At 74.1% G+C, this 15,592-nt stretch carries 10 protein-coding genes and 1 pseudogene; 4 read left to right on the top strand and 7 right to left on the bottom strand.

The annotated features are described in order from the left end of the window. Nucleotides 1-97: 97 nt before the first annotated feature. The 6 genes from ACQY0Z_RS00055 to ACQY0Z_RS00030 all read right to left on the bottom strand — a co-directional run bounded on the left by ACQY0Z_RS00055 (nucleotide 98) and on the right by ACQY0Z_RS00030 (nucleotide 10,615). Nucleotides 98-2,143 carry a M4 family metallopeptidase gene (locus tag ACQY0Z_RS00055; protein WP_254586526.1) on the bottom strand — a complete coding sequence of 682 codons (2,046 nt, stop codon included), beginning with the start codon at nucleotides 2,141-2,143 and terminating at the stop codon, nucleotides 98-100. A gap of 298 nt (nucleotides 2,144-2,441) precedes the next feature. Further along, the gene (locus ACQY0Z_RS00050) at nucleotides 2,442-4,208 is read right to left on the bottom strand and encodes an ABC transporter ATP-binding protein (RefSeq protein WP_381731428.1); all 1,767 of its coding nucleotides are present in this window, start codon (nucleotides 4,206-4,208) and stop codon (nucleotides 2,442-2,444) included. Further along, nucleotides 4,205-5,971: an ABC transporter ATP-binding protein gene (locus tag ACQY0Z_RS00045; protein WP_254586525.1), complete on the bottom strand. Its 1,767-nt coding sequence runs from the start codon at nucleotides 5,969-5,971 to the stop codon at nucleotides 4,205-4,207. Before ACQY0Z_RS00045 ends, ACQY0Z_RS00050 begins: the two co-directional genes overlap by 4 nt. A 52-nt stretch (nucleotides 5,972-6,023) precedes the next feature. Beyond that, nucleotides 6,024-6,908 carry a fructosamine kinase family protein gene (locus ACQY0Z_RS00040; protein WP_189904437.1) on the bottom strand — a complete coding sequence of 295 codons (885 nt, stop codon included), beginning with the start codon at nucleotides 6,906-6,908 and terminating at the stop codon, nucleotides 6,024-6,026. Between the two features lie 66 nt (nucleotides 6,909-6,974). Then, nucleotides 6,975-8,831 carry an ABC transporter ATP-binding protein gene (locus ACQY0Z_RS00035; protein ID WP_189904439.1) on the bottom strand — a complete coding sequence of 619 codons (1,857 nt, stop codon included), beginning with the start codon at nucleotides 8,829-8,831 and terminating at the stop codon, nucleotides 6,975-6,977. Beyond that, entirely contained in the window at nucleotides 8,828-10,615 is a 1,788-nt protein-coding gene (locus ACQY0Z_RS00030; RefSeq protein ID WP_439811645.1) for an ABC transporter ATP-binding protein, read from the bottom strand. Before ACQY0Z_RS00030 ends, ACQY0Z_RS00035 begins: the two co-directional genes overlap by 4 nt. Nucleotides 10,616-10,835: 220 nt before the next feature. On the opposite strand from ACQY0Z_RS00030, the gene ACQY0Z_RS00025 reads away from it, so the two are divergent. From ACQY0Z_RS00025 to ACQY0Z_RS00010, 4 genes are read left to right on the top strand one after another with little or no spacing between them, the layout of a single operon-like run. After that, a complete protein-coding gene (locus ACQY0Z_RS00025; RefSeq protein ID WP_439811644.1) occupies nucleotides 10,836-11,738 on the top strand; it encodes an ATP-binding cassette domain-containing protein in 903 nt (300 codons plus the stop codon). After that, complete coding sequence (locus ACQY0Z_RS00020) at nucleotides 11,735-12,484, top strand: ABC transporter permease (protein WP_439811643.1); 750 nt, start codon at nucleotides 11,735-11,737, stop codon at nucleotides 12,482-12,484. Before ACQY0Z_RS00025 ends, ACQY0Z_RS00020 begins: the two co-directional genes overlap by 4 nt. Nucleotides 12,485-12,510: 26 nt before the next feature. Further along, a complete protein-coding gene (locus ACQY0Z_RS00015) occupies nucleotides 12,511-13,767 on the top strand; it encodes a sensor histidine kinase (RefSeq protein ID WP_439811642.1) in 1,257 nt (418 codons plus the stop codon). Beyond that, entirely contained in the window at nucleotides 13,757-14,446 is a 690-nt protein-coding gene (locus ACQY0Z_RS00010; protein WP_439811641.1) for a response regulator, read from the top strand. Before ACQY0Z_RS00015 ends, ACQY0Z_RS00010 begins: the two co-directional genes overlap by 11 nt. 24 nt (nucleotides 14,447-14,470) lie before the next feature. Here the strand turns inward: ACQY0Z_RS00010 and ACQY0Z_RS00005 are convergent. After that, nucleotides 14,471-15,592, bottom strand: a pseudogene (locus ACQY0Z_RS00005) (glycogen debranching protein GlgX); the annotation flags it as partial.

The raw sequence follows: 15,592 nt of genomic DNA, 5'->3' as shown, positions 1-15,592 counted from the left end.
CCCGCGGCGCGTATGGGATCGGCAAAAAGTGGCGCCGCCCCGGGCGGTGTGAACCACCCGGAACGGCGCCGCGAAGGGGCCGTGGGACGGGGCCCGTCTACGGGAAGGTCAGGCTCCAGCCGTTGATGTAGCCGGTGTCGTAGCGGGCCGCATCCTGCACCCGCAGCTGCCAGGTGCCGTTGGCCGTCTCCGACGAGGCGTTGACCGTGTACGTCTCGTTGATGTTGTCCGAGGAACCGCCGGTGCGGTTGCGCAGCCGGTACGAGGTGCCGTCCGGGGCGACCAGGTCGACGACCAGGTCACCGCTCCAGGTGTGCACGATGTCCACCGCGACCTGGAGGTTGCTCGGCGCGTTGCCGGTGCGGCCGGTGACGGTGATCGAGGAGGTCACCGCGGCGCCGGCGTCCGGGATCGCCACGTCGGCGGTCGACTCGAAGGTGGTGCCGCCGCCCCCGGGACCGCCGGAACGGGTGCCGACGTTGACGGCCGCCCAGGCGTCCTGGACCGCCTTGTACTCGGCGCTGTCCGTGCCGTACAGCTCACCGGTCGCCGCGAGCGTGCCGGTACGGGCCGCCGCGTAGTTCGTGGTCGAGGTGAACTTCGTGGTGAGCGCGCGGAACCAGATCTTCTCCGCCTTGGCGCGGCCGATGCCGGTGACCGGCAGGCCGTCGGAGGTGGGGGAGTCGTAGGTGACGCCGTTGATGGTCTTCGTACCGCTGCCCTCGCTCAGCAGGTAGAAGAAGTGGTTCGCCACGCCGGACGAGTAGTGCACGTCGATCGAGCCGATGCCGGAGTACCAGGAGTCCTTGGAGCGGCCGTCCTTGCTCGGCTTGTCCATGTAACGCAGCGGCGTGCCGTCGCCGTTGATGTCGATCTCCTCGCCGATGAGGTAGTCACCGACGTCGGAGGAGTTGTTGGCGTAGAACTCGACGGTGGAGCCGAAGATGTCGCTGGTCGCCTCGTTGAGGCCGCCGGACTCGCCGCTGTAGATCAGGCCCGCGGTGTTCGAGGTGAGGCCGTGGGTCATCTCGTGCGCGGCCACGTCGATCGACGTGAGCGGATTGACGTTGCCGGAGCCGTCGCCGTAGGTCATGCAGAAGCAGCTGTCCGACCAGAAGGCGTTGACGTAGTTGTTGCCGTAGTGCACGCGGGAGTAGGCGCCGACGCCGTCCCCGCGGATGCCGCTGCGGCCGTGCACGTTCTTGTAGTAGTCCCAGGTCAGCGCCGCCCCGTAGTGGGCGTCGGCGGCGGCCGACTCCAGGTTGGAGGGGCTGCCGTTGCCCCAGACGTCGTCGGAGCCGGAGAACAGCGTCCCGGTGCCGGAGGTGCCCCGGTTCAGGTTGTACGTCCTGTGCCCGCCGCGCGCGCCGTCGGTGAGGTTGTACGTCGAGCCCGACTGGGTGGTCGTCAGGTCGACGGTGCCGCTGTAGACGGTGTGGCCGGTGCCGTTCTGCACGGCCTGCCACTCGTACAGCTTCTCGCCGGTGGTGGCGTCGGTGACGACGTGCAGCTCCTGCGGGGTGCCGTCGTGCTGGAGACCGCCCACGACCGTCTCGTACGCCACGACCGGCGTGCCGCTCGCCGCCCAGATCACCTTGCGCGGGGCCCGGTCGACGTCCGCGCCCTCGGCCTTCTCGGCCTTCGCGGTGGACAGGGCCTGCGCCTCGGCCTTCGCCGCCGGCACCTTCGCGGCGGTGGTCGCGGGCTTCACCGGCTTCCGCGTCGCCTTCACGACCTTGTCCGCCTCGCCGGCGGTGTCACCCTGCACGATCAGGTCGCCGCCGAGGACGGGCAGGCCGTCGTAGGTGCGCTCGTAGCGCACGTGCACGGTGCCGTCGCGGTCCTTGAGGACGTCACGGACGACGAGCTTCTCCTTGGCGCCCAGACCGATGTCCTTCGCGGTCCCGGCCTTGACGGAGTCCGCCTGGCGCATCAGCGCGGCACGCTGGGCGGGGGTGAGCCTGACCGACTCCGAGCCGGGCGCGGCGGCGCTCGCGGTCCGGGGCCGCGTGTCGGGGGCGGCGGTGGCGGCGCCGGACTGCACGGCCGTGGCGATCAGCGCGGCCACGCCGGCCAGGGCGACGGCGGCGACGCGGCGCTGCGCGGTACGGGGGGTGCGTCTATGGGACGTCCTGCTTCTCAACGCTGACTCCTTCTGCGGGGCCGCGGGGTGCGCGGCCTGGGGAGACCGGCCGGCGGGTCAGCCGGCCGGGCAGAACGGAAGTGCTGTGCCTGAGCAGTGGCCGCCGCACAACGGGCAGCCGAGGCTGTGGGGTTGCTGTGAAGCGGCCGTGGGAAGAGTGGCAGGGGATCGCGGTTTCTGTCAGGAGCGCGTCAGGAATTTGGCCGGTTTCCGTTCGGTGTCCGGGAGGGGGCGCCCGTTATGCGGACGGCCGCGGGAAGGACGTGGGGCGTCGAGTGCCACACCCGTGCGCCGAGCCCTACGCCCTGTCGTGCCCCCGCCCGTCCCCGTGCCACGACCTCCACAGCGCCGCGTACACCCCGTCCGCCGCCACCAATGCGTCGTGCGTGCCCAGTTCGGAGAGGCGGCCGTCCTCCATGACCGCCACCCGGTCCGCGTCGTGCGCGGTGTGCAGGCGGTGGGCGACGGCGACGACCGTGCGGCCCTCGAGGACGGCGGCCAGCGCGCGCTCCGCGTGGCGGGCGGTCGCCGGGTCGAGCAGGGCCGTCGCCTCGTCGAGGACCAGCGTGTGCGGGTCGGCCAGCACCACGCGCGCCAGGGCGAGTTGCTGCGCCTGGGGGCCGTCGGTGGGGTGGCCGCCCTCGCCCAGCTCGGTGTCCAGGCCGCGCGGCAGCTCCCGTACCCAGCCGTCCGCGCCCACCACCGCCAGCGCCGCCCACAGTTCCTCGTCCCCGGCGTCCGGTGCGGCGATCCGCAGGTTGTCCCGGACCGACCCCAGGAAGACATGGTGCTCCTGGGTCACCAGCACCACCTGTCGGCGCAGCCGCTCCGGGTCCAGCGACGCCACCGGCACCCCGCCCACGGTCACGCTCCCGGCGACGGGCGCGTCCACCCCCGCCAGCAGCCGGCTCAGCGTGGTCTTGCCCGCGCCCGAAGGACCCACCACCGCGAGCCGTTCGCCCGGCGTCAGCGTCAGGTCCACCCCGCGCAGCACCTCGCCGCCCCCGTCGTACGCGTAGCGCACCCCGGTCACGTCGATGCGGTCGTCCGCCGGGTCCGGGGCGTCGCTGCGCCCGGCCGCGCGCGGCGCCCGCGCCAGCCCCTCCACCCGCGCGAACGAGGCGCCGCTGGACTGGAGTTGCTCCAGGCGCATCAGCACCTCGTCCAGCGGACCGCTCAGCTGCAGCAGGTACAGCGAGGTGGCCACCACCGCGCCCAGGCTCACCGCGTCCCGCGCGTGCAGCCATCCGCCGCACAGCAGCACCCCCGCCACCGGCACCATGTACGTCAGCTCGATCACCGGGAGGAACACCGAGCGCAGGAACAGCGTGCGCATACGGGTGCGGCGGGACGTCTCCAGCGCCTCCCGGCTCGCCCGGATCCGCCGCTCCTCCATCCGGAACGCCTCCACCGTGCGGGCGCCCGCCGCCGTCGACGCGACGACCTCCGCCACGTCCGAGTTGGCCGCGCCCTCGGCGAGATACGCGTCCCGGGCCCGCCGCAGGTACCAGCGCAGCACCAGCCAGATCGGGGTGAGGCACAGCAGCCCCAGCGCGCCCAGCAGCGGGTCCACGACCAGGATCGCGACCATCACGAACAGCGACTGCACCAGGTTGACCAGCAGCGAGGGACCGGCGTCCCGCAGCGTGGTGCCCACGGCGGTCACGTCCGCCGTGCCCCGCGTCGTCAGATCACCGGTGCCGGCCCGCTCCACCACGGCGGACGGCAGCGCCAGCACCCGGTCCACGAACCGCTCCCGGACGCGGGCCAGCGTCCGCTCGCCGAACCGGTGCCCCACGTACCGCGCCCAGCGGGACAGCAGCAGCTGCGCCACCGCGCACGCCAGGATGACCGGGGCCAGCCGGTCCACGACCGAGGTGCCGGCGCCCGCCCGCACCTCGTCGACGATCCGCCCGAGCAGCCACGGCCCGGCCAGACCGGCCAGGGCGGCGGCGCCGTTCAGCGCCAGCACGCCCGCGAAGGCCCGCCCGTCGGCCCGCACCAACTCCCCGGCGGCCCGCCGCACATCGGCCGGTTCCGCCACGGGCAGCCGCTCCCCGCTCATCGGGCCACCTCCTCGGGAGTGCCCGGCACGACGTCCGACGCGCGTACACCCGTCGGTTCCGCCACACCCTGCTCCACTTCCCTTGCCACCAGCCGCCGGTACTCCGGCTCCCCGTCCAGCAGTTCACGGTGCGCGCCGCTCGCCGCGACCTTGCCGTCGGCCAGGAACAGCACCCGGTCTGCCCGGTCCAGGACCAGCGGTGACGTGGTGACCACCACCGTCGTACGGCCCTCCCGCGCCGCGCGCAGCCGGTCGGCGACCAGGGCCTCGGTGTGCGCGTCCAGCGCCGACGTCGGCTCCACCGCCAGCAGCACCTCCGGGCCGGCGAGCAACGCCCGCGCCAGCCGGACCCGCTGCCGCTGACCGCCCGACAGGCTGCGGCCCTGCGCGGACACCACCGAGTCGAGGCCGTCCGGCAGTCCGCGCACCACGTCGTCGGCGGCCGCCGCCCGCAGCGCGCCCAGCACCTCCGCGTCGGACGCCCCGCCCCGGCCCGCGACAATCTCCCGCAGCGGGCCCGCGAACAGCGCGGCCTCCGGCTCGGCGACCAGGATCCGCTCCCGCACCCGGGCGAGCGCGACCTCGTCCAGCCGTACCCCGCCCCAGGTGACGCCGGACGGCGTGTACCGGCCCAGCCGGTCCACCACGGCCGCCGCGTCGGCGGGCCGGGCGCACACCAGCGCGGTCAGCCGGCCCGGCAGGACCCGCACCCCGGACTCCGGGTCCTCCAGCGTGGACGGCTCGGCCGGCGGTTCGGCGGTGGCCGCGTCCGGCGGCGGCTGGATCCGCAGCAGGGCCGCCACCCGCCCGGCCGCGACCACGCCCCGGCTGAGGTAGTAGCCGCACTCGATCAGGAACATCACCGGCCACACCAGGACGGTCACGTACCCGTACACCGCCACCAGTTCGCCGACGGTGATGGTTCCCTGCGCGGCCTGCCGTGCCGCGATCCACGTCACCACCGCGAGGAACAGCGTCGGCAGACCCGCGGCCAGCGCCTGCATCCAGCTGGTCACCGCCCCCACCCGGTACCCCTGCTCCCGCAGCCGCCCCGAGTCGCGGCGGAACGCGTCCGCGACCAGCCCCTTCCCGCCGAGCCCGCTCAGCACCCGCAGCCCGCCCGCGAGATCCCCGATCCGCGCGGTCAGCACGCCCTGCCGCTCCCGGTACTCCGTCTCCGCGCCCTGCAGCCGCCCGGCCAGCGGCCCCATCACGAGCCCGATCACCGGCACCCCCAGCAGCACCACCACGGCCAGCAGCGGAGACACCGTCAGCAGCAGCCCCGCCACCGCCGCGTACGCCACCACCGCGCCGAACCCCGGCCCCACGGCGGTGAGCGACTGGGCGATCACCTGCACGTCGCCGACGCCGATCGTGACGACCTCCCCGGCCGCCGCCCGCCGGTCCAGCGCCGCGCCCAGCCGCACGGTGTGCCCGACGACCACCTTCACCGTGCGGAAGTTGGCGTCCATCCGCACCTTCGTCATCGTGCGGTGCCGCATCATGCTCAGCCAGGCGTTGCAGGCGGTCACCCCGACCAGGACGGCGGCCCAGCCGGCCAGCGCCGTCAGGTCGCCCCTCGCCAGGCCGTCGTCCACCGCCCGGGACATCAGGTACGGCGTGGACGCCAGCAGCACCATCCACACGCTGCCGTACACCGCCCCCGCCGCGCAGCGCCCCGGCTGCCTGCGCACCAGCCACCACAGATAGCGGGCCCCGCCGCGCCCGTCGGGCGTGCCGGGATCCCCGTAGGCGTCGATCACGTGCGCTGTCCTCCCCCCGCGGCCGGGCGGCCGGCGTGTCTCGTCGGTCGTCTCACGGCCGCGTCCGGAACGGCGCGAGCGTGGCCCGTACGTGCTCGGCGGCGCCCCAGTCCGGCTCGAACTGGGCGATCACCGCCAGGTGCTGCCGCAGCTGGAGAACCGGCATCCGCTCGCGCCAGCCGGCGTCGAGACCGGTCAGCTCCGCGTACCGCTCGAAGAACACCCGCGCCTCGGGCGGCGGCGCGGTCGTCCACAAGTGGGCGAGGTCCACCTCGGCCCAGGTGTACGACACGGCCGGGTCGATCAGCGCGGGCCGGCCGTCGGACGCGGCCATCACGTTCTGCGCCCACAGGTCCCCGTGCGTCAGACAGGCGGGCCGCTCCGGCAGCAGCTCGGGCAGCCGGTCGCACAGCCGCTCCAGCGCCCGGCGGTCGGCGGCGTCCAGCGCCTCGCGTACCCGGGGCTCCTCCAGCCAGCGCAGCAGCCGGTGCCGGGCGAAGAACTCGAACCCGTCGTCGGTCCAGGTGTTGACCTGACGGCGGCGGCCCAGCCAGTTGTCCCGGTGCCAGCCGAACCGGTCGTGACGCGTGGTGGTGTGCAGCCGGGCGAACGCGTGCGCGCACTCCTCCCAGAACGCCTTCGTGTCCGGCCGGGGACGCAGCACCGACAGCACGAGCAGGTCCCGCTCCGCGAGCACCACGTCCGGCGTGACGACACCGCCCGCCTCGCGCAGCACGGCCAGCCCCTCCGCCTCCGCCGCGAAGGCGTCGTCCGCCGGCGGCTCGCCGAACGCCTTCACGAACAGCTCGGTGCCGTCCGCGCGGCGGGCCAGCCCGGCGGTCGCGGCGAGACCCCCGGCGGCCGGCTCGACCGCGCCGACGTCCATGAGCCCGGCCGCGTGCAGCCGCGCGAGCAGCAGCGGCGTCGCCTCCGTCATGGGTGTGCTCCTCTCGGTCGGTCCCCCGGCGCGCCCCCGGGAGCGGGCCCGCGACGGCGGCGGCAGTCAGGCGAGGCTGTCCCGCCAGGCCCGGTGCAGATCCGCGAACCGGCCGGTGCCGCCGATGAGTTCGTCCGGGGTGCCGTCCTCCACGATCCGCCCGTGCTCCATCACCAGCACCCGGTCCGCGATCTCCACGGTGGACAGCCGGTGCGCGATGACCACCGCCGTACGGCCCTTCAGCACCGTCGCCATCGCCCGCTGCACCGCCCGCTCGCCGGGGATGTCCAGCGAGCTGGTCGCCTCGTCGAGGATCAGCACCGCCGGGTCCGCGAGAAGCGCCCGCGCGAACGCCACCAACTGCCGCTGGCCCGCCGAGATACGGCCGCCGCGCTTGCGGACGTCGGTGTCGTAGCCGTCGGGCAGCGCGGCGATGAAGTCGTGCGCGCCGATCTCCCTGGCCGCCTGCTCGATCTCCTCGCGGGTGGCCTCCGGACGGCCGATCGCGATGTTCTCGGCGATCGTCCCGGAGAACAGGAACGCCTCCTGCGTCACCATCACCACCTCGCGCCGCAGATCCCGACCCGTCACATCGCGGAGGTCCACCCCGTCGAGCAGCACCCGTCCGTCGCTGGGGTCGTAGAACCGGGCGAGCAGCTTCGCCAGCGTCGACTTGCCGGCGCCCGTGGAGCCGACGACCGCGACGGTCTGCCCGGCCGGCAGGGTGAGGCCGAAGCGGGGCAGCACCTCGCCGCCGGTGCGGTACGCGAACCGCACGTCGTCGAAGACCACCTCCCGCCCGGGCAGTCCCGAGCGCCGCTCCGGCAGCTCACGGGGCGCCGCCGGCTCCGGCACGGACGGGGTCTGCGCCAGCAGCCCGGCGATCTTCTCCAGCGAGGCCGCCGCCGACTGGTAGGAGTTGAGGAACATGCCGAGCCGGTCGATCGGGTCGTACAGCCGCCGCAGATACAGCACGGCCGCCGCCAGCACACCGAGCGCCAGCGTGTCGCCGGCCACCCGGTAGGCGCCCCACAGCACGATCAGCGCGACCGTGGTGTTGGCGGTGATCCGGGAGCCGACGACGTACCGGGCCATCTCCAGGAGCGCGTCGCCGTTGGTCTTCTCGTGCCGCCGGTTCAGCACCGCGAAGTCCGCGTCGTTGGCCGCCTCGCGGCGGAAGGCGCGCACCGGGCGGATGCCGTTCATCGTCTCGACGAACTTCACGATCACCGCGGCGATCGCCGTCGACCGCTTCCGGTACACCCGCTGCGCCCGCCGCTGGTAGGACCGCACCAGCAGGTACAGCGGCACGAACGACGCCACCGCCACCGCGCCCAGCCCCAGGTCCAGCCAGAGCAGCAGCACCGAGATGTACACGGCGGACAGGATGGTCATCACCAGTTCCTGCAGGCCCTCCTCCAGCAGCTCCCGCAGCGCCTCGACGTCGGTGGTGGAGCGGGAGATCAGCCGGCCGGAGGTGTAGCGCTCGTGGAAGTCCACGCTCAGCGCCTGCGCGTGCCGGAAGATCCGGCCGCGCAGATCCAGCAGCACGTCCTGGCTGACCCGCGCCGAAGCGGTGATGAACGCGTACTGCAGCACCCCGGCCGCCGACGCGCACAGCAGATAGCCCACCGCCACCGCGAACAGCGGCCCGTGGTCGCTGTCGCGGAACGCGGGCACCGCGTGGTCGATCGCGTACGCCACCAGCAGCGGGCCCGCCTGCACGGCGGCCTGCCCGAGCAGCAGGAACAGCACGACGACCGCGACCCGGCCGCGCATCGGCGCGAGCAGGGAACGCAGCAGCGCCCCGGTGGCGCCCGGGGGAGTGGGCAGCACGTCCCGGTCGAAGGGGTCGCCGCCGCTCTGCTCCGGCGACCGGTCGTCGTCCTCGTCGCGGACCGGTGCGGTCGTGGCCGCCGTCATCGGTGCTCCTCCCGTTCCTCCGCCGGGTCGCCCGACATGAGGTGCGCGTACTCGGCATTGCCGCGCAGCAGTTCGTGATGGGTGCCGACCGCCGTGATCCGTCCGCCGGACAGCAGCGCCACCCGGTCGGCGAGCAGCACGGTGGACGGGCGGTGCGCCACGATCAGCGCCGTGGTGTCGGCGAGCACCCGGCGCAGCGCGGCCTCGACCGCGGCCTCGGTGTGCACGTCCAGCGCGGACAGCGGATCGTCCAGCACCAGGAAGTCGGGGCGCCCCACGACCGCGCGGGCCAGTGCGAGCCGCTGCCGCTGCCCGCCGGACAGGCTCAGGCCCTGCTCGCCGACCTGGGTGGCGGTGCCCTGCGGCAGGGCGTGCGCGAAGTCGGCCTGGGCGACGGCCAGGGCGCGGTCCAGGTCCTCCTCGTCGCTGCCGCCGCCCATCAGGACGTTCTCGCCGACGGTCGCGGAGAACAGCGTGGGCTCCTCGAAGGCGACGGCGACCCGGGAGCGCAGCTCCTCCCGGGACATGTCCCCGATGTCCCGCCCGTCGAGGGTGATGCGCCCCTCGGTGACCTCGTGGAGCCGGGGCACCAGCGCGGTCAGCGTGGTCTTGCCGCTGCCGGTCGCCCCGACCAGCGCCAGCGACTCGCCGGGCCGGATGTGCAGGTCGACGCGGTCCAGCACGGGCGGGGAGCCCTCGGGCGCGTCCGGGTAGCGGAAGGTGACGTTCTCGAACCGCAGCCCGCCCTCCCGGAAGCCGCCGTCCTTCGCCGGGGACGCCGTGGCGCCCGGCTCCGGCTCGGAGTCCATCACCTCGAAGTACCGCTCGGTGGCCGTCGCCGCCTCCTGGCTCATCGCCAGCAGGAAGCCGATGGAGTCCACCGGCCAGCGCAGCGCCAGCGCCGTCGACAGGAACGCCACCAGGGTGCCCGCCGACAGCTCGCCGTCCGCCACCTGCACGGCGCCCAGCACCAGAGCGGCCCCGATGGCCAGTTCGGGCAGGGTCACGATGATGCCGAGGATCGTGGCCAGCAGCCGCGCCTTGTGCAGTTCGGTGCCCCGCAGCTTCCCCGACAGCTCCCGGAACGCCCGCGCCTGGCTGCGGTGCCGGCCGAACCCCTTGATGATCCGGATGCCGAGCACGCTCTCCTCGACCACGGTCGTCAGATCGCCCACCTGGTCCTGCGCCTGCCGCGCCGCCCGCGAGTACTGCTTCTCGAACACCACGCAGGTGATCAGCACGGGCACCGCCGGCACCAGGATGACCAGCCCCAGCGTCCAGTCCTGGACCAGCATGATGATCACGCCGACCAGGATCGTCACCCCGTTGACCAGCAGGAAGGTCAGCGGGAACGCGAGGAACATCCGCAGCAGCCCGAGGTCCGTGGTGGCCCGGGACAGCAGCTGGCCCGAGGCCCAGCGGTCGTGGAAGGCGATCGGCAGCCGCTGCAGATGCCGGTACAGGTCGGCCCGCATCTCCGCCTCGACGTGCGACAGCGGCCGCGCCACCAGCCAGCGCCGGAACCCGAACAGCAGCGCCTCGGCGAGCCCGAGCAGCAGCAGGTACAGCGCGCCGAGCCACACTCCCGCCGGGTCCCGGTCGGCGATCGGGCCGTCGACCATCCACTTGAGCACCAGCGGGATGACCAGCCCGATGCAGGACGCCAGGACGGCGATGAACGCGGCGGTGAACAGGCGCGCCCGCACGGGACGCACGTACGGCCACAGCCGCAGCAGCGTCCGCACGGTGGAGCGGGGTTCCCCGGGAGAAGGTGTAGTGGGCATCAGCAGTGAGAGTACGGTTCGCCACTGACGCTGCCCACCGAATTCCGGCCCGGTCCGCCTCGTCCGCGAGTCCTACGACCGCCGCCCCGGACCACCCGTACCTGGACGAACGCCCTTGTACGGCCCGGGAGTCGTACCACTCCATCGGCCGATCGGACGATGCGAGGCCGAGCGCGACGGCCGATGTCCGCGCGCCCCGTCCACCCCGACACTGACCAGCATGTCCGTCATCGACGTCATCGACCTGCGCAAGGCCTACGGGGGCAGGACCGCCGTCGACGGGGTGTCCTTCTCCGTCGACGAGGGCGAGATCTTCGGGGTCCTCGGCCCCAACGGCGCCGGCAAGACCACCACCGTGGAGTGCGTGGAAGGCCTCCGCGTCCCCGACGCCGGCCGGGTCCGGGTCGCCGGGCTCGACCCCGTCACCGACCACGACGAGGTCACCCGCGTCCTCGGCGCGCAGCTCCAGCAGAGCGAACTCCAGCCCAAGCTGACCGTCCGCGAGGCCCTGGAGCTCTACGCCTCCTTCCACACCCGCCCCGCCGACTGGCGGCCCCTCGCCGAACGGCTCGGCCTCACCCCGAAGCTGGCCACCCGGTTCGCGAAGCTGTCCGGCGGCCAGAAGCAGCGCCTGTTCATCGCGCTGGCCCTGATCGGCAACCCGAGGATCGTGGTGCTGGACGAGCTGACCACAGGGCTCGACCCGCGCGCCCGGCGCGACACCTGGGAACTCATCGAGGACGTCCGCGCCGGCGGCGTCACCGTCCTCCTCGTCACCCACTTCATGGAGGAGGCCCAGCGCCTCTGCGACCGCATCGCCGTCATCGACCAGGGACGCGTCGCCGCCCTCGACACCCCGGCGGGACTCGTCCGCCGCTCGGCCGGGGCCACCGTCATCAGCTTCACCCCGTCCGCCCCGCTCGACGACGCCGACGTCAACGCGCTGCCCGGGCTCGCCTCGGTCACCCGCAAGGACGGCCGGATCACCCTGTCCGGCACCGACGACACCGTGAACGCCGTCCTCACCCTCCTCGCCCGCTCCCGCGTCACCGCCCACCAGCTTCGCGTCACCGACGCCACCCTGGACGACGCCTTCCTGGACCTCACGGAGAGCCCCGCATGAGCACCGGACTCGTCGACACGGCGGTGCTGCGCACCGAGTTCCGTCTCTTCCGGCGCGACCCCGCCGGCATCTTCTGGATCATGCTGTTCCCGACCCTGCTGCTGGCGGTCCTCGGCTCCATCCCCTCCTTCCGGGAGGCCGACCCCGCCATCGGCGGACTGCGCCCCGTCGACGCCTACGTGCCGGTCACCCTCCTCCTCGGGCTGATCATCGGCGGACTCCAGGGCATGCCGCCCACCCTCACCGGCTACCGCGAGACCGGCATCCTGCGCCGCATGTCCACCACACCGGTCCGCCCCTCCGCCCTGCTCGCCGCGCAGATGACGGTGCTCGGAGCCGCCTCCCTCGTCTCCGCGCTGCTCACCCTCGCCGTAGGACGGCTCGCCTTCGGGGTCGCCCTGCCGAAGCAGCCGTTCGGCCACCTCCTGGCGCTGCTGCTCGCCCTGGCCGCCTCCCTCGCCTTCGGCGCGCTGCTCAGCGCCCTCGCCCGCACCGCGAAGATCGCCGCCGCGGCCGGCTCCGCCGCGCTGTTCCCGGCCATGTTCACCGCGGGCGTGTGGCTCCCCGTCGAGGCCATGCCCGACCTGATGGCGGACATCGTCGGCTGGACCCCGTTCGGCGCGGCCGCCCGGGCGCTCGACGCGGCCTCGGCGGGCCACTGGCCGGGCGCGGCGCACCTCGCGGTGACGGCCGGCTGGGCGGTGCTGCTCACGGCCGGCGCGGTGCGCCGGTTCCGCTGGGAGTGAGGGCGGCGGTGCCGGACACTGGTGCGATGACGGAATCGGCCCGACTCGAGGACCGCTGGGCGGTGTTCGACCGCTGGGGCCCCTACGGACTGCTGGTGCTGGGCGCCGTGCTGGCCTGGGCGAGCGCCGACGCCCTGGGCATGAGCACCGGCGAACGGCGGACCGCCGGCGCCCTCACCGCCGGGGCCGTCGCCGTGGAGCTGTGGTGGGGCGTGCGCTCACGCACCCGGCCTCCCGGACCGTCCGCGGCGGGCATCCGGCAGTACGTCCTGCGCTGGGCCCTCGGCTTCGCCCTGACCTGGCTGAACCCGCTGTTCGCCTTCTACGCCGTCATCGGCTACTTCAGCACCGAGCGCCTGCTGCCGCGTGCGCTGCGCAAGGCGGGCCTGTGCGCCACCGCCGTGACCTTGGCCGGCTCCCAGTCCGGCGGACTGCCGCCGCACGACGGGCTCGGCTGGACGCTGTTCGGTGCCCTGCTGGCCGCCAACGGCATCCTGGTCCTGCTCTTCGGACACTTCGCCGACCTGGAGGAGGACCGCGGCCGGGCCCGCCTGGCCACCATCGCCGAACTCGAGCGCACCAACACCGCGTTGCAGCGGGCCCTCGACGAGAACGCCGCCCTGCACTCCCAACTGCTCGTCCAGGCACGGGAGGCCGGGGTCGCCGACGAGCGCCGCAGGCTCGCCGCCGAGATCCACGACACCCTGGCCCAGGGCCTGACCGGCATCATCGCCCAGCTCCAGGTCGCCGTGAACACCCCCGACCCGGCCGCCGGACGCGGCCGTCTGGAACGGGCCCTCACCCTGGCCCGCGAGAGCCTCGGCGAGGCCCGCCGCTCCGTGCACAACCTCGCCCCGGTCGCCCTGGCCGAGGGCGGCCTGCCCGGCGCGCTGCGCAGGACCGTCGCCGAGTGGGCCGAACGCAACGGGGTGAAGGCCGGGTTCACCGTCACCGGGACCGTCGAGAAGCTGCACGACGAGATGGCGGCCACGCTGCTGCGCATCGCCCAGGAGGCCCTTGCCAACACCGCGCGCCACGCGGGGGCCTCCCGCGCCGGCGTCACCCTCTCCTACATGGGTGACGAGGTCAGCCTCGACGTCCGCGACGACGGGCGGGGCTTCGACCCGCTCGCCGTCCCCGCGCGCACCTCCGCCGGCGGCTTCGGCCTCGACGGCATGAGGGCCCGCGCCGAACGCGTCGCCGGGTCCCTCACGGTCGAGTCCGAGCCGGGCGGCGGCACGGCGGTCTCGGCTCGCGTACCGTTGGTCCGCCATGATCCGTGACACCGTGCCCGACGAGGCCGCCGAGCCCGTGATCACCCTGCTGGTCGTCGACGACCACCCGGTCGTCCGGGACGGCCTGCGCGGCATGTTCGAGTCCGCGCCCGGCTTCCGCGTGCTGGGCGAGGCGGCCGACGGCGCGGCGGCGCTCCGGCGGGCGGAGGAGCTCGACCCCGACGTGATCCTCATGGACCTGCGCATGCCCGGCACGGGCGGCGTGGAGGCCATCCGGGAGCTGACCCGCCGGGGCGCCCGCGCCCGGGTGCTGGTGCTCACCACGTACGACACCGACTCCGACACGCTGCCCGCGATCGAGGCGGGCGCGACCGGCTATCTGCTCAAGGACGCCCCGCGCGAGGAGCTGTTCGCGGCCGTCCGCGCCGCGGCCGAGGGGCATTCCGTGCTGTCCCCGGCCGTCGCCTCCCGGCTGGTGTCCGCCGTCCGCGCGCCCCGCACCCCGGACACGGAGCCGCTGTCCGCGCGGGAGCGGGAGGTGCTGGCGCTGGTCGCCAAGGGCACCTCCAACCGGGAGATCGCCCGCGAGCTGTTCATCAGCGAGGCCACGGTGAAGACGCATCTGACGCACATCTTCGCCAAGCTGGGCGCCAAGGACCGGGCCGCGGCGGTGGCGACGGCGTACGACCGGGGCATCCTGGGCCGACCGCGTCCTGCGGACCGCTGACCACGGACCGGCGCACGCCGGACGTCAGCGCAGCACCCGCAGCAGCACCACCGACCGCCCCGCCACGGTCACCGGCGCCCCCGCCCGGTGCACCACGCCCGGCGCGCGGTCCTGTTCCTCCCGTGACGTGTCGACGACCACCTCGTACCGCTCGGCCCACGGAGGCCCCGGCAGGACGAAGTCCACGGGGTCCGCGCCCGCGTGCAGGACCGCCAGGAAGCTGTCGTCGAGCACCGGCGCGCCCTGCTCGTCACGCCCCGGAATGTCCCGCCCGGAGAGGTACATGCCGAGCGTGGCGGCCGGCGCGTACCAGTCGTCCTCGGTCATCTCCCGGCCGTGCGGGGTGAACCAGGCCAGGTCGCGCAGCCCGTCCGCGGAGTGCGCCCGGCCGGAGAAGAAGGAGCGGCGGCGCAGCACCGGGTGCCCATGGCGCAGCGCGATCAGCCGCGAGGTCAGCTCGAACAGGGGCCGCCACTCCGGGTCGTCGCGCAGGCTCCAGTCCACCCAGCCGATGTCGTTGTCCTGGCAGTAGGCGTTGTTGTTGCCGCGCTGGGTGCGGCCCATCTCGTCGCCCGCCACCAGCATCGGCACGCCCGTCGACAGCAGCAGCGTGGTCAGCAGGTTCCGCAGCTGCCGCCGCCGCAGGGCGCGCACGTCCGGGTCGTCCGTCCCGCCCTCCGCGCCGCAGTTCCAGGACCGGTTGTCGTCCGTGCCGTCGCGGTTGCCCTCCCCGTTGGCCTCGTTGTGCTTGCGGTCGTACGACACCAGGTCGCGCAGGGTGAAACCGTCGTGCGCGGTGACGAAGTTGACCGAGGCGTACGGCCGCCGCCCGCCCCAGGCGTACAGGTCGCTGGAGCCGGACAGCCGGTAGCCCATCTCCCGCACGTCCGGCAGCGCGTGGCGCCAGAAGTCCCGTACGGCGTCCCGGTAGCGGTCGTTCCACTCCGTCCACAGGGGCGGGAAGGCGCCCACCTGGTAGCCGCCCGAGCCCACGTCCCACGGCTCGGCGATGAGCTTCACCCGGCGCAGCACCGGGTCCTGCGCGATCACCGCGAGGAACGGCGAGAGCATGTCGACGTCGTGCATGGAGCGGGCCAGCGCCGCCGCCAGGTCGAAGCGGAAGCCGTCGACGCCCATCTCCGTCAC

It is taken from the genome of Streptomyces sp. P9-2, from assembly GCF_051903975.1.
Taxonomy (GTDB): Bacteria; Actinomycetota; Actinomycetes; order Streptomycetales; family Streptomycetaceae; genus Streptomyces; species Streptomyces cellulosae.
Note: the sequence above shows the minus strand (reverse complement) of the source record. Positions and strands in the feature narration are given on the sequence as shown.